Source organism: Amycolatopsis sp. MtRt-6 (assembly GCF_017308975.1).
In the GTDB taxonomy this organism is placed as follows: Bacteria; Actinomycetota; Actinomycetes; order Mycobacteriales; family Pseudonocardiaceae; genus Amycolatopsis.
Window position 1 is genome coordinate 360,338 of the sequence record NZ_JADWPD010000004.1, and the last position, 13,908, is coordinate 374,245.

The 13,908-nt window shown below is 73.7% G+C and carries 11 protein-coding genes; 6 read left to right on the forward strand and 5 right to left on the reverse strand.

Annotated features, from left to right (window positions below):
- The first annotated feature begins 28 nt into the window (after positions 1 to 28).
- Positions 29 to 1,762 carry a pyruvate dehydrogenase gene (locus I4Q55_RS10285; RefSeq protein WP_206786226.1) on the forward strand — a complete coding sequence of 578 codons (1,734 nt, stop codon included), beginning with the start codon at positions 29 to 31 and terminating at the stop codon, positions 1,760 to 1,762.
- A gap of 37 nt (positions 1,763 to 1,799) precedes the next feature.
- On the opposite strand, the gene I4Q55_RS10290 is transcribed toward I4Q55_RS10285, so the two are convergent.
- Positions 1,800 to 2,642, reverse strand: a complete 843-nt coding sequence (locus I4Q55_RS10290; protein ID WP_206786229.1) for an urea carboxylase-associated family protein — start codon at positions 2,640 to 2,642, stop codon at positions 1,800 to 1,802.
- Positions 2,643 to 2,804: 162 nt separating this feature from the next.
- On the opposite strand from I4Q55_RS10290, the gene I4Q55_RS10295 reads away from it, so the two are divergent.
- Together I4Q55_RS10295 and I4Q55_RS10300 are read left to right on the forward strand one after the other, a co-directional pair.
- Positions 2,805 to 3,740, forward strand: a complete 936-nt coding sequence (locus tag I4Q55_RS10295) for a hypothetical protein (RefSeq protein ID WP_307793172.1) — start codon at positions 2,805 to 2,807, stop codon at positions 3,738 to 3,740.
- Positions 3,741 to 3,834: 94 nt separating this feature from the next.
- Complete coding sequence (locus I4Q55_RS10300) at positions 3,835 to 4,503, forward strand: HNH endonuclease family protein (RefSeq protein WP_206786231.1); 669 nt, start codon at positions 3,835 to 3,837, stop codon at positions 4,501 to 4,503.
- Here I4Q55_RS10300 and I4Q55_RS10305 read toward each other — a convergent pair.
- Positions 4,500 to 5,252: a fructosamine kinase family protein gene (locus tag I4Q55_RS10305; RefSeq protein WP_206786233.1), complete on the reverse strand. Its 753-nt coding sequence runs from the start codon at positions 5,250 to 5,252 to the stop codon at positions 4,500 to 4,502. The two genes, I4Q55_RS10300 and I4Q55_RS10305, sit on opposite strands and share 4 nt — an antisense overlap.
- Before the next feature lie 55 nt (positions 5,253 to 5,307).
- Here I4Q55_RS10305 and I4Q55_RS10310 point away from each other — a divergent pair, with 55 nt between their 5' ends.
- Positions 5,308 to 5,664, forward strand: a complete 357-nt coding sequence (locus I4Q55_RS10310; RefSeq protein ID WP_206786236.1) for an MmcQ/YjbR family DNA-binding protein — start codon at positions 5,308 to 5,310, stop codon at positions 5,662 to 5,664.
- Here I4Q55_RS10310 and I4Q55_RS10315 read toward each other — a convergent pair.
- Positions 5,589 to 6,440, reverse strand: a complete 852-nt coding sequence (locus I4Q55_RS10315; RefSeq protein ID WP_307793173.1) for a GNAT family N-acetyltransferase — start codon at positions 6,438 to 6,440, stop codon at positions 5,589 to 5,591. The two genes, I4Q55_RS10310 and I4Q55_RS10315, sit on opposite strands and share 76 nt — an antisense overlap.
- Before the next feature lie 154 nt (positions 6,441 to 6,594).
- Here I4Q55_RS10315 and I4Q55_RS10320 point away from each other — a divergent pair, with 154 nt between their 5' ends.
- Positions 6,595 to 7,800, forward strand: coding sequence for a phospholipase D-like domain-containing protein (locus tag I4Q55_RS10320; protein ID WP_206786240.1), 1,206 nt, complete (start codon positions 6,595 to 6,597; stop codon positions 7,798 to 7,800).
- Between the two features lie 3 nt (positions 7,801 to 7,803).
- Here I4Q55_RS10320 and I4Q55_RS10325 read toward each other — a convergent pair whose 3' ends face one another.
- A complete protein-coding gene (locus I4Q55_RS10325) occupies positions 7,804 to 10,782 on the reverse strand; it encodes a BTAD domain-containing putative transcriptional regulator (protein WP_206786242.1) in 2,979 nt (992 codons plus the stop codon).
- Positions 10,783 to 11,090: 308 nt separating this feature from the next.
- Between I4Q55_RS10325 and I4Q55_RS10330 the strand changes: the two genes are divergently transcribed.
- Positions 11,091 to 11,453 carry a DUF488 domain-containing protein gene (locus I4Q55_RS10330; RefSeq protein ID WP_206786244.1) on the forward strand — a complete coding sequence of 121 codons (363 nt, stop codon included), beginning with the start codon at positions 11,091 to 11,093 and terminating at the stop codon, positions 11,451 to 11,453.
- 110 nt (positions 11,454 to 11,563) lie between these two features.
- On the opposite strand, the gene I4Q55_RS10335 is transcribed toward I4Q55_RS10330, so the two are convergent.
- Positions 11,564 to 13,879 (reverse strand): glycoside hydrolase family 2 protein, encoded by a 2,316-nt coding sequence (locus tag I4Q55_RS10335; protein ID WP_206786246.1) that lies wholly within the window; start codon positions 13,877 to 13,879, stop codon positions 11,564 to 11,566.
- Positions 13,880 to 13,908: the final 29 nt, after the last annotated feature.

Sequence of the window (13,908 nt, forward strand, 5' to 3'; positions counted from 1 at the left end):
ATCGATCGTCCCGGGCCACGCTGGAGGCATGGCTACCGTGGCAGAACAACTGGTCAGGACCCTGCGCGACGCCGGGGTCGAGCGCATCTACGGCATCGTCGGGGACAGCCTGAACCCGATCGTCGACGCGGTCCGCCGCACCGACGGGATCGAGTGGGTCCACGTCCGCCACGAGGAGACCGCCGCCTTCGCGGCCGCGGCCGAAGCGCAGGTCACCGGCAAGCTCGCCGTCTGCGCGGGCAGCTGCGGACCGGGCAACCTGCACCTGATCAACGGCCTCTTCGACGCCCATCGCTCGGGCGCGCCGGTGCTGGCGATCGCGTCGCACATCCCGTCGAACCAGATCGGCACGGGGTTCTTCCAGGAGACCCACCCGGACCGCCTCTTCGCCGAGTGCAGCCACTTCAGCGAGCTCGTGGCGGACCCGGCGCAGCTGCCGCGCCTGCTGCGGATCGCCACGCAGACCGCCGTCGGCAAGGGCGGGGTCGCGGTGCTGACCATCCCCGGCGACCTCGCCGACCGCAAGGCCACCGGCCCGCTCACCGAGCGGCTTCCGCTGGTCACGCCGTCGCCGGCCGTGCCGCCGGCCGAGGTCGTTCGTGAGCTGGCGGACCTGCTGAACTCCGGCGAGAAGGTGATGCTCTTCGCCGGCGCGGGGGTCCGCGGCGCGCACGACGAGGTCATGGCACTGGCCGGGAAGCTCGCCGCGCCGGTCGGGCACTCGCTCGGCGGCAAGGAGTGGATCCAGTACGACAACCCGTTCGACGTCGGGATGAGCGGCCTGCTCGGCTACGGCGCCTGTTACGACGCGATGCACGAGGCCGACCGGATCGTGCTGCTGGGCACCGACTTCCCGTACGACAACTTCCTCCCGCAGGCGCGCACGATCCAGGTCGACCACGACGCCGCGCGCCTCGGCCGCCGCACGCCGCTGGACCTGGCCGTGCACGGCGACGTGCGCGAGACGCTGCGGGCGCTGCTCCCGCTGTTGCGGCCCCGGACCGACCGGACGTTCCTCGACCGGATGCTGCGCGAGCACGTGCGGAAGCTGGAGAAGGTCGTCGGCGCGTACACGACGAAGATCGAGCACCGGCGTCCGATCCACCCGGAGTACGTCGCCTCGGTGCTCGACGAGGTCGCCGCCGACGACGCGGTGTTCACCGTGGACACCGGCATGGGCAATGTCTGGGCCGCGCGCTACCTGACGCCGAACGGCCGCCGCCGCGTGCTGGGGTCCTTCCGGCACGGCAGCATGGCGAACGCGCTGCCGCACGCGATCGGCGCCCAGCTCGCCCAGCCGGGCCGCCAGGTCGTGTCGCTCTCGGGCGACGGCGGGCTCGCGATGCTGATGGGCGACCTGCTGACGCTGCCGGCGTACGACGTCCCGGTGAAGGTGGTGGTGTTCAACAACGCCACGCTGGGCATGGTGAAGCTGGAGATGCTCGTCGACGGTCTCCCGGACTTCGGCACCGACCACGCGCCGGTGAACTTCGCGGCCATCGCGGCCGCCTGCGGCGTGTTCTCCGAGCGCGTCGAAGACCCCGGCGACGTGCGCGGCGCGCTGGAGAAGGCGTTCGCCCACCCCGGGCCGGCCGTGGTCGAGGTGGTGACCGACCCGAACGCGCTGTCGATCCCGCCGCGCATCACCGGCGAGATGGTGCGCGGGTTCGCGTTGGGAGCGACGAAGACGGTGCTCAACGGCGGCGTCGGCAAGATGGTCGACCTGGCCCGCGCCAACCTGCGCAACACCCCACGGCCGTGACGGCCCGGCCGGTGCGGTCCACTGTGGACCGCACCGGTCACGGCGTGGTGCCGCCGGCCCACTCCGGCAGCCGGACGCCGTGCAGGCCGCGGTAGGCCGCGCGCTCCGGCGGGCGCCAGTCCGCGAGCAGCTCCGCCCGCGGCTTGAAGACCTCGACGCCGATCGGGCGGCAGGTGCCGATCGGGTCGCGGGCGTCCGGCCCCCACAGCGGCACCGACAGGTCGCCGCCCGGGCAGGTGGACAGTGCGCACAGCAGGTCGACCTCGGCGAAGAACTCGAAGTGGTCGCCCGGCCGGGCCGGGCTGGCCTTCATGAAGTACCGGTCCTCGTCGTTGAGGCCGGTGCACTGGAAGACGTTGAGGACGTCGTGCACGTCGAACTCGGTCAGCCCGAACGGCGCGACCGCGCGGACCAGGTTCGAGTGGCAGCAGAAGTCGAAGTCGTCGCCGGTGAGCAGCCGGTTCACGTAGGGATCGCAGCGCGTGCCGAGCAGGTCGTGGACGCGGCCGCCGTCGCCGTCTTCGCCGTTGCCGGCGAGGGTGTCGGCGGTGATCGTGGCCAGCGGGCGCAGGAAGGGCAGCGTCGACCAGAGCCGGTCGAAGGTGCTGACGTGGGCGCGCTGCAGCTGGCGGGTGCGCGCGGCCCAGAACCGTTCGCGGGGGTCGTCGGCGTGCCACAGGTTGAGGTCGCCGACCTGCGGCCCCTCGACGGTCTTGAGGCGGCAGAGGTGCCCGCGCGGCACCCGCCACGCGCGTCCGGAGCGGATCGGCACCTCGAACGCCTCGACGAGCTCCCGGCCCGCTTCGCCGGCGAGCCGCCGGTAGAAGGGCCGGTCGACGTCGAGCGCGCGACCTTGGTAGGCAGCGGGGGGTGAAGACATCGGCGGTCTCCCTGGTCGGTCTGATCGATGGGCCGGTCCGGCTCCAGCATGCCCCGGCTACACACGGTGGTGATCGACCACTCGTTCGGCTGCTGGGGCGGCGGCGGGGTCGCCTCTTACCGTCGAGGGAGTGCTCGCGTTTCGTCGTGGGAGGTGACCGGCGTGCTCGTGGCCCGCCAGCGCACCGGCGAAAACCGCCCCCTCACCGCGGCGGCCGAGCACCTGGTGGGGGTGCTGTGCTCGTGGGGCCCGGGGCCGAACCACCTGACGGGCCTGGCGCTGGCCGGCATCACGCTGCAGAGCCGGCTGGGGCCGCGGCGGGTGGACGCACTGGTGTTCACGCGGACGGGAGTGGTGGTGATCGCCGCCCACGAACCCGGGCCGGTGGAGTGGCCGGGTCCAGGCGACCGGACGGGGCTGGCGGTGGCGGCGGCGCGGGGAGCGCTGGCCGGCCACGAAGGCGGCCGGCACGTGACGGGCCTGGTCGCGGTGGTCCCGCCGCCGGAACCGCGGGGGGACGGAAGCGCTTCGGGCGAGCAGGGCTTGCGGTTGGGTGAGTGGGCGGCGGTGCGGCGGGCGAGCGAGCCGGAGGCGGTCTGGTCGGAGGGTGAATCCGACCGGCTCCCGCCGCCCCGAAGCGATCGGCCCGCACCCGCACTGCGCTGGCCCGAGCCGGCGGCCGTGCCGGGAGTCGCCGTCGTCCTCGCCGATCCTCGCGGACTGCGGCGGATCATCGCCCAGCACAACCGGTGGCGGACCGTCTGGTCCGCCGACGAGGTCCTCGACGCCTGCTACGCCCTCTCCCTCGCGCACCTCGCCCCGCCGCGGGCCGCGCTGATCGCCGATGGGTTCCCGGCGCGGCTTCCGGTGCTCACCCCGCTGCCGGAACTGCCCGCTGTGATCCCCGTGCCCGCGGAGCCGCCGCCCGTGGTCGAAGACGATCCCGTCCCGTGGACGCCGGCGGTGCGGGCGACCGTCTTCCCGCGGCCGCGACCGATCCGGCAGGTTCCGTGGGGGCTGCTCTTCGTGCTCACCGTGCTGGTCGCCGTCGGTGTCGTTGCCGCCGTGTTCGTCGCGCAGGTCTTCCACGGCTCCTGAGCTGCCACGATCGTTTCGCGCCAGCCGACGCGGCTGCACCGTTTCCCCGGCGCGTCCGCTGGGCATCTCCCGGTAGACGTGAAAGGGGTTCACGATGCCGCGCACCCGAGCGCTTGTCCTTCTCGCCGTCCTCGCGGGCTCGTCCCTCACCGGTTGCAAGCTCGCCGACGAGCTGGCCGCCGGGGCCGGGCCCGTGACCCAAGCGCCCGGAACGGTCGCCGCCCCGCGGATCTCGCCCGGTGCGGCCCGGACCGAGCTGGCGGCGCTCAAGGTCGCCGTCCGGGGGACCATGGACGGCTACAGCCGCGACGAGTTCCCGCACTGGGACAAGGTCGACGCGAACTGCGACGTCCGCGAGCAGGTGCTCAAGCGCGACGGCAAGGACGTCCGGACCGACGACCGGTGCGCCGCGAAGTCCGGCACCTGGGTCAGCCCCTACGACGGCGCAACCTGGCACAAGGCGTCCGATGTGGACATCGACCACATGGTGCCGCTCGGGCAGGCCTGGATCAGCGGTGCGAAGAGCTGGACGCGGGAACGGCGCGAGCAGTTCGCCAACGACCTCGTCCGCCCGCAGCTGAAGGCGGTCACCGACAACGTCAACGAGCAGAAGAGCGACAAGGCCCCCGACGCCTGGAAGCCGCCGCTCGTGTCCTACTGGTGCGCCTACGCCACCGACTGGATCGTCGTCAAACGCAACTACGGCCTGACGATCACCGTGCCGGAGAAGGCGGCGCTGGAGTCGATGCTGCAGCGCTGCTAGAACGAGCGGGCCGCCGCCACGGCCTGGCCGGCGTAGGACTGTCCGAACAGGACGGTGTGCACCAGCAGCGGGAACAGCTGGTGCAGCCCGATCCGGTCGCGCCAGCCGTCGGCCAGTGGCTTGACCTCTTCGTACGCGCCGAGGACGTGGTCGAGGTGCGGGCAGCCGAACAGGTGCAGCATCGCCAGGTCCGTCTCGCGGTGCCCGCCGTGGGCGGCCGGGTCGATCAGCCACGCCTCGCGCCCGTCCCACAAGACGTTGCCGTTCCAGAGGTCGCCGTGCAGCCGCGCGGGCGGCTCGGCCGAGGCCGGGATCCGCGCGCAGGCCCGCTCGAACAGCGTCGCTTCGGCCGGGCCGAACGTCCCCGCGTCCACCGCCAGCCGGACGTAGGGCAGCACGCGGTCGGCCGCGTACCAGGTCGCCCAGTCCTCGGCCGGGACGTTGGCCATCGGTGCCCGGCCGATCCAGGCGTCGGGACGTCCGTCCGGCGGCGGCGCGCCGAACGCCGGGGCGCCCGCGGCGTGCAAGCCGGCCAGCCCGCGGCCGAAGCGTTCCGCCGCCGCGGCCGACGGACGCCCGGCCGGGACGCGGTCGATGACGAGCCGGTCCTCGTCGTGACTGCGCACGGCAGGCACCGGGACCGTGCCCGCCGCGGCCAGCCAGCGCAGGCCCGCCACCTCGGCCGCCGTCGCGCCGGGCGCGTGGCCCCGCTTGACCACGACGTCACGATCCGCTTCGGACTCGGTCATGTCCCGCACGGTACCGGCGCGCTACGGTGGTCGCCGGAGACAGGGGGAAACGGCGGTGACGGTGCAGGTCCGGGAATTCGAACAGCTGCTTGCGGCGCTGGCGGAGGTCCAGCGCTCGGAGGCACGCGACTACTCGTCGTTCAGCGTGCGCGGCAAGCGGTTCGGCTACTTCTGGCCGCGGACCCGGACCGTCGGCCTCAAGCAGACGGTGTCCGAGCAGCTCGCGCTGGTTTCGGAACGGCCCGACGTGTTCGAGGTGCAGTTCACCGCCGGCGGCTTCGGCTGGGTCGTCGTCCACCTCGACGGCGTCGACGCCGACGAGCTCGCCGAACTCCTCTACGAGGCCTGGCGGCTGTCGGCCCCGGAAGAGCTGGTCGCGGAGGTGCCCTTCACCAGGATCGCCCGCGCGTAGAGCAGGTCGAACCCCTGCCGCTGCGCGTTCTGGTGCGACTTCGACCCGGGCTGCGTGGTGACGACGGCGAGGTCGCACCCGGCCTCGGCGGCCGCCGCGAGCCGGGCCCGCAGCAACGCGGTCTGGACGCCGCGGCGCCGGTGGGCGGGCAGCGTCGCCGCGCCGCCGAACTGCGCGATCCCGTCGGTGACCCGGAAACACGCGCCGCCGGCGAACTCGCCGTCGCGCGTCGCGAGGTACCGCCGGACGCCGGCCATGTCCCGCAGCGCGTTCAAGAGGAGCTCGCGGGGGAAGTGCTCGTTCGAGGGCAGGCCCTGGTCATCGGCGACCGCGGAGGCGTCGGCCATCGCGGACAGCCAGGTCTCCAGCTCGTCGTCGCGGCAGGGGCGGACGTCTTCCGGGAACTCGCCGGCACCGACCCGCCGCCCGAGCACGTTCTCGTACGACTCGAGCCGGTAGCCGCGCGCGGTCAAGAACGCCCCCACCGCCGAGCCGGCGAGCTGGGAAAGCTCGACCTGCACCGGCGCACCCAGCTCGGCGAAGGCTTCTTCGACCTCGTCGAGGCCTTCGGGCAAGCCCGCGAAGCCCAGGCCGGCGATCTTGTTGAAGGGTGAGCCCGCCTCGGCGAAGGTCGCGACACCACCGGCGAGCGGGCGCGTGAAGCCGAGGCCATCCCCGAGCCGCAACCGGGTGGCATCGCAGCAGCCGGCGACGAACCGCGCCTCCGCGCGTTCGATGTGCTCGGCCAGAGCTGTGTCGCAGAAGAGCCGTTCCACGCCCCCCACAGTGGCGGACGCGGACGCGGAACGAAACCGATTTTGCCGGTGCTCCCCGGTAGCGTGGAAAACGGGGGCTGCTCAGCTCGCCACGCGGTGTACGAATCTTGTACGCCGCATTGCGAGCTTGGGGTCATCCGACAGGGAGGAAGACATGGCCCCCAAGTTCAAGGCGCTCACCGTGGCCGTCGGCGCGCTGCTCGCGCTGGCCGGCAGCGGCCTCGCGCACGCGGCGCCGGCCGCGGTGGCCGCCGACGCGACCGGCATGGAAGCGATCTTCAACAACCCGCCCGAAAACGGCGACCGCGACCACGCGATCGAAACGCGGCTGGTCCAGCTGGCCAACGCCACCCCGGCCGGTGCGGAGATCCACGTCTCGCTCTTCAGCTGGACGCGCCCGGCGTTCGCCGAGGCGATCAAGGCGGCGCAAGCGCGGGGTGTCAAGGTGCGGATCGCGCTCGACGGCGCCGCGGACGACGACCCGGCCAACACCGCGATGCCGATCCTCAAGTCCGCCGGGCTCACCCAGCTGGTCTTCTGCGGCACCGGCGGCCTCAACACCGGCTGCATCGCCCACGACGGCAGCCCGCACTCGATCAACCACGACAAGCTGTGGATGTTCTCCGAGGCCGAGGGCAAGAAGAACGTCGTCGTCATCGGATCGCACAACCTGACCACCGTGCAGGGCAACATGTTCAACAACGCCCTGCTCACCCACGGCGACCCCGACCTGTACGGCTTCTACCTCGGCCACATGCAGAAGATGCTGGCGCAGAAGAAGAACAACAACTACTTCGCCGACGCCGGCTACCACAAGACGCTGACCACCATGGTCACCAGCTACCTCTCGCCGCGCGCGGACTCCACGGGCGGCACCTCGGAGGAGTTCGCCACCGACACGTGGGCGCAGCTGCTGAAGTACATCACCAAGTACGAAGCCGGCTGCTCGCTCAACGTCGTGCAGGCCAACATCGCCGACTCGCGCACCCCGGTCGTCACCGAGCTGGCCCGCATCGCGAAGCTGGGCTGCAAGGTCCGGATCGTCTACGACGACATGGGCACCGCGGCGCTGGCCGCGCTCAAGGGCAAGGCGAACGTGACGCTCAAGAAGTTCAGCACGACCGTCAACGACCGCGAGATCACCGTGCACTCGAAGTACATGCTCTACACGGGCAACTACAGCGAGAAGGCCGGCCGGCAGCTCGTCTTCACCGGCTCGCACAACATCTCCGGCGCGGCCCTGCGCGACAACGACGAAATCCTGATCAAGGTCGAGAACGCCGGGATCAGCGCGGCCTACCAGGACAACTTCGGCACGATCCTGGCCCGCGCCAAGTGCACGGCACCGGCCACCTGCTGACGTTCAGGCGGCCAGGCCCGCGAGGGTGCGTGCCGCCCGGGTTTCCAGCGGCCGGTAGCCGGCCTGGGCGGCGAGCCTGACCGCCGCCGCGCCGTGGGTGCGCGCCGCTTCGGTGTCACCCACGGTGAGCGCCGCTTCGGCGAGCCCGGTCAGTGCCGCGGCTTCGCACCACGTGAAGCTCGTTTCGCGGGCGATGTCCAGTGCGGCGCTCAGGTGCTCGACCGCGTCCGCGGGGCGGTCAAGCCGGAGGCAGGCTTCCCCGAGGGAGGCCAGTGCCGACGCTTCGGTGCCGCGGTCGCCGATGCGGCGGGTCAGCTCCACCGCTTCGGCCGCGTCGGCGAGCGCCCGGGTGCCGTCGCCCGCCCGGGCCTCCATGACCGCGCGGCCGGAGAGCGCGGCGGCTTCGCCGTACTGGTAGCCGAGTTCCCGGTTGGCGACCAGGGCCCGCTCGTAGAAGTCGGCCGCGACGGCGTTCCCGAGGTCGCGGTGGACGTGCCCGAGGTCGACCAGCAGCACGGCCACGCTGAACCGCGCGCCGTCGCGTTCGGCGATCTCCAGCGCCCGGGCGAAGTGGCCGAGGGCGGCCTCGAAGTCGCCGACCTGGCCACAGGCGAAGCCGAGGTTCGCGAGCGCCATCGTGATGCCCGGCATGGCGGTTTCCTCGCACAGCCGCAACGCTTCGGAGCCGCACGCGATCGCCTCGCGCGCGTCGCCGAGGCGCTGCAGCACGGCGCTCAGGTTGTTGAGCGCCGCGGCCCGGCCGGGCGGCCACTCCGCCGCCAGCCCGTCGGCCAGGACCGTCGTCAGGTGGTGCCGGGCTTCGGCGTACCGGCCGCTGTTGACCCCGGCGAGCGCGATCGACAGCCGCATCGCCGCCTGCGCCTGCCGGTCGCCGGCGGCCAGGGCGGCCGTGAGCGCCGTCGTCGCGGTGTCGATCCACTCCGTGTGGTGGCCGCGGTGGTGGAAGAACGCCCGCAGCGCGTCGGCCAGGTGCCAGGCGTACTCGCGCGGGCCGTGCGCGGCCGCGTGCTCGACGGCGGCGGCGAGGTTCGGCCACTCGGTGTCCAGCCAGGCGAGTGCGTCCTCGGTGCCCTCGAACGGCTGCTCCGGTTCGGGCCGGGGCAGCCGGAGGAAGTGCGGGATCAGCAGCCGGCCCGCCGCGTCGGCCGTGGCGAGGTAGTGGTCGAACAGCCGTCGCCGTGCCGCGTCCCCGTCGGCGGCGGTGTCGTCGGCCGCGACCCGGCCGCCCGCGTAGCTGCGCAGCAGGTCGTGGAAGCGGTAGCGGCCGGGCAGGTGCCGTTCGACGAGGTTGGCCGCGGCGAGCGCCTTGAGCTGCTGCCCCGCCCGGCCGTCGGCGATCGCCGCGAGCCGCGCGGCGACCGGGGCGGTGAACGTCTGGCCCGGCACCAGCGCGAGCCGCCGGAACAGCAGGCGGTGCTCGGCGGGCAGGGCCCGGTACGACACGGAGAACGCCGTCGTGACCGCGCTTTCTTCGGCGCCGTCGACGCTCAGGCCGGCGAGGGGATCGCCGTCGGCGAGTTCGCGGGTCAGCTCGGCGATCCCCGGCACCTCACCGGCGCCGAGGTTCGCCGCGGCCAGCCGCAGGGCCAGCGGGAGGTGCCCGCACAGCCGGGCCAGCTCCGCCGCCGCGGCCGGCTCGGCGGCGACCGCGGGCGGTCCGAGCACGGTTTCCAGCAGCTGCCGGGAATCCTCGGCGGGCAGCACCGACAGCGGCACCGCCCGCGCGCCGGTGCGGGCGATGAGGTCGCCGAGCCGTTGTCGGCTGGTGACCAGCACGGTGCCCGAGGACGGCAGCAGCGGTGTCACCTGGGTGCTGTCGCGCGCGTTGTCGAGCAGGACCAGCACCCGCCGGTCGGCCAGCAGCGAGCGCCACAGCGCCGTGCGGCCGTCCGGGTCCGGCGGGATCGCCCGCGGGTCGGTGCCCAGCGCGCGCAGCAGCTGCGCGGCGGCGACGGCCGGGGTGAGCGGTTCGTGGTCCGGGTCGAACCCGCGCAGGTCGAGGTAGAGCTGCCCGTCGGGGAACCGGTCGCGGACGCGGTGTGCCCAATGGACGGCGAGCGCGGTCTTGCCGACGCCCGCGGTGCCGGTGACCACGCGGACGTCCGGCCCGGCGTCCACCGGTGCGTCGAGCCGGGCCAGCTCGGCGGCGCGGCCGGTGAAGCCGCGGACGTCGTGGGGGAGCTGTGCCGGGAGCACCGGTTTCCCGGCAGCAGGCTCCGGCGCGGGGTCCAGCGCCGGGTCGGCGGCCAGGATCGCGGCTTCCAGCCGGACCAGCTCCGGCGCCGGGTCGAGCCCGAGCTCTTCGACGAGCCGGGCGCGCAGCCCGCGGAAGGCGGCGAGGGCGGCGTCGGTGCGGCCTTCGCGGTGCAGGGCGAGCATCAGCTGGCCGACGAACCGCTGCCGCAGCGGGTGCGCGGAGACCAGCGTCGTCAGCTCGGCGAGCACGTCACGGCCCCGGCCGAGCCGCAGCTGCGCGTCGATGCGGTCTGCCAGCGCGCTCCAGCGGGCCTCGGTCAGCCCGGCGAGCAGCCGCTCGGCGACCTCGCCGGACGCGGCGCCGGCCAGCGCGTCGCCCCGCCACAGCGCGAGAGCTTCGCCGAGCAGGGCGACGGCGGTTTCGTCGCCGGCCGCGCGGGCCCGGCGCGCGAGGGCGGTGAAGCGGTGGGCGTCGATCGCGTCCGGTTCGGCACGCAGGACGTACGCGCGTCCTTCGGTGACGAGCTCGGGGCCGCCCGCGGCGCGGAACACCGCGCGCAGCCGGGAGACCAGTGCCTGCACGGTGTTGCGCGCGCTGGCCGGGGGATCGTCGGGCCAGAGCAGGTCGACGAGGGTGTCCAGGGCGACCGGGCGGCCGGCGTCGAGGAGGAGGACGGCGAGGACGAGGCGCTGCTTGCGGGAGCCGAGATCGACCGGGGTGCCGTCCGCCGTCGCCTCGACGGCGCCGAGGACGCGGAACTCCACAGACCACCTCGTTCTTTTTTCACCCGATCGTGGCGTGCAAGCGTACTGCAAGCGTGGTGCAGCCCCGGTCCGTCATCCTGGCCGGGCTGCAGGACACGACCCCGACGATGTCCACGGCCGGCTCGCTCGCCGGGGAACCGGCGGATTCGGCTGTCGTTGTTCACGGCGGCACGAGCTGGGGGTAGGGCCACCACGGCGACCCCTCCACGGTCGCCGTGGTGGCCCTTTCGCTGCCCCGGGCAGCCTCCGCCCCGGGCTGTTGCCGCACTCCGGTGGCGGCCGGCGGCCACCCGACGCAGAATGCGCGCATGCAGCCGACGGTCGTCCGGGTGGCGCGCCTGGCCGACCCGGCCGGGCCCGCTGACGGCGTCCGCGTGCTCGTCGAACGCCTCTGGCCGCGCGGCACCGCCCGCACGGCGGTCGTCCTCGACGGCTGGTACCGCGGCCTGGCCCCGTCCGACGAGCTGCGCACCTGGTACGGCCACGACCCCGAGCGGTTCGCGGAGTTCGCCGAGCGCTACCGGGCGGAGCTGCGCCAGCCCGACCGGGTGGCGGCGCTGGCGCGGTTGCGGGAGCTGGCGGGCGACGGCCCGGTCACGCTGCTGACGGCGAGCGGCTCGCCGTCGATCAGCCAGGCGGCCGTGCTCGCGGAGGTGCTCACCGACGGGTGACGGTGGAGGCATCACGCGTGACTGGATGGGCATCACGCGTGACTGGACGGGCATCACGCGTGATTGGCGGGGCATCACGGTCCGGGACTGGTCTCCGGAGTGTCGCCGGGTCAGAAGCTCGTTGTCACCCGGACCGTTGCCGTTGCCGAGCCGAGCTTCTCGTGGCGGGCCGTCAGCGTCAGGGTTCCCGGCGGGCCGGCGAACGGCCGCAGCCAGACCGCCGCCGCGCCGCCCGTCGCTCCGAAGTCCAGCACCGGGTCGCCGACCAGCTCGCCGGGGCCGGTCAGCGTCAGCCGCACCTCGCCCGCCGTGCCCGCGCGCAGCGTCCCGTAGCGGTCCCGTGCCGCCACGACCACGCGGGTCGCGTCACCGCCGTCGGCGCGCAGCTCCGGGTCGTCGGGCACGCAGCCGAGGACGTCCGAGCCGCGGTCGCCGCTGAAGTGCCTGCTGACGACCAGCCGTCCGGCCACGTAACCGTCGATGCGCAGCTCCGGCCGCCGCCCCTTCGGCACCACCAGGTCGGCGGCGAAGGGCGGGTGGCTCAGGTGCGGGAACTCGGCCCGTCGGCTGCGGGCCTCGCCCGCGGGCCTGCCGTCGAGGAACAGCACCAGGCGGTCGCAGTTCGACCAGATCGGCGCGCCCGGCCCGGGCCCGGAGGGCTGGGTGGTGAAGTCCCACGCGAAACCGGGCTCGACGACCGCCCGCTTCGCCGGGTCGATCTGCGAGGCGTAGAAGGCCGCGGCGGGCTTGGGGATCCGGAAGATGTCCGACACCCCGGCGTACTTCGACCCGCCGACCGACCGCTGCCAGCCCGACGGGTAGTCGAACGCGCACCACGCGAGCAGCCCGCAGTAGCGGTCGTCGGCAGCCGCCAGGTCGTGGGCCTTCGCGTGCAGTTCCGCCTGCTGCCGGACCGCCGGGAAGTCCGCGCGGCGGTACGCGCGGGCCCCGGCGAGCGTGCCGATCGTCTCCGTCACCAGGTAGGGCATCCCCGGCCGCGGCGGGCGCAGCCGGAAGGGCGCCCCGCGCCGGGCCGTGTAGTCGTTGTAGGCCAGGACCTCGACGTCGCTGCCGGCGAACCGCCCGAGCGTGGTGCTGGCCAGCGCGCCGCTGGTCGGCCGGGACGGGTCGAGCTGCCGCGCAAGCCTTCCAGTGCGCTGGTACATCGCGGTCGTGCCGTTGGCTTCGTTCACCCGCGTGCCCCAGACGACGATGCTCGGGTGGTTGCGGTCGCGCACGACCATGCCCTCGACGTCCGCCAGGTTCCGCCGCTGCCAGGCGTCGTCCCCGACGTGCCCCCAGCCTGGGATCTCCGCCCACACCAGCAGGCCCAGGTCGTCGCAGGCGTCGAGGAAGGCACTCGACTGCGGGTAGTGCGAGCAGCGGACCATGGTGCAGTTCAGCTCGCGACGCAGGATCTCGGCATCGCGGCGCTGGACGCGGTCCGGCAGCGCGCCGCCGGCGAACGGGTACCACTGGTGGCGGTTGAGGCCGAACAGCTTCAGCCGCCTGCCGTTGAGGAAGAACCCCTCGGTGGTGAACCGCGCGTCGCGGAACCCGGTCCGGACCACCCGCTGGTCGAGTGCGCGTTTCCCGGACTGGACCGTCACCACGACTTCGCAGAGGGCGGGATCTTCGACGTCCCAGAGGCGCACGCCGCCGAGCCCGCCGATGGCGAACTCGACCGTCGTGCCCCGGATCGGCGCGGTCCCGCGGGCGAGTTCGCGGCCCGCCTGGCGCACCGACGCGGTCACCTGGCCGGCCACCGGCGCGTCGAGCGTGCACGTCAGGTGCAGCGACCGGCCGGGGGAGAGGACATCGACGGGCCGGGCGAAGACGTCGGTCAGCCGGACCCGCCGCACCGCGCCGACGGTGGCGGGCCGGTAGATCCCGGCCGGCTGGTAGAAGTCGATCAGCGCCGGCCCGCCGCGCGGCAGGTTGGGCGGCACGTCGAGCGGCCACCGCCCGTCGACGACCACGGCGAGCACGTTGTCGCCTGCCACGACGTCCGCCAGCTCCACCTCGAACGGCAGGTAGCCGCCTTCGTGGGTGGCGACGAGCCGCCCGTTGAGGTGCACCTCGGCGTTCGTCAGGACGCCGTCGAAGCGGGCGGTGTGGCGTTCGGCCGTCGCCGCGGTGAAGTGCTTGCGATAGATCCACCGGTCCTGCCAGGACGCCGGGTCCCAGCCGGTCCACGAAAGCGGCGTCACGCAGTGGGGCAGCTGCACGGGCGAAAGGTCGATTTCGTCGAAGCCGAGTTCGGTGCAGCCGTCGTCGTACCGGCCGAAGAGCCAGAAATCGCCCAGCCGCACGGCATCCGGCCCGGGGGCGGCGTACCCGGCCGACCCGGCGACCACGCCGAGCACCGCGGCCCCGCCGGCGGCCAGGAACCCGCGCCGGGACAGCCGCGCCTGCGAGTCGGCCATCCGCGACCTCCGTGCTCGGGCTTCCCCGG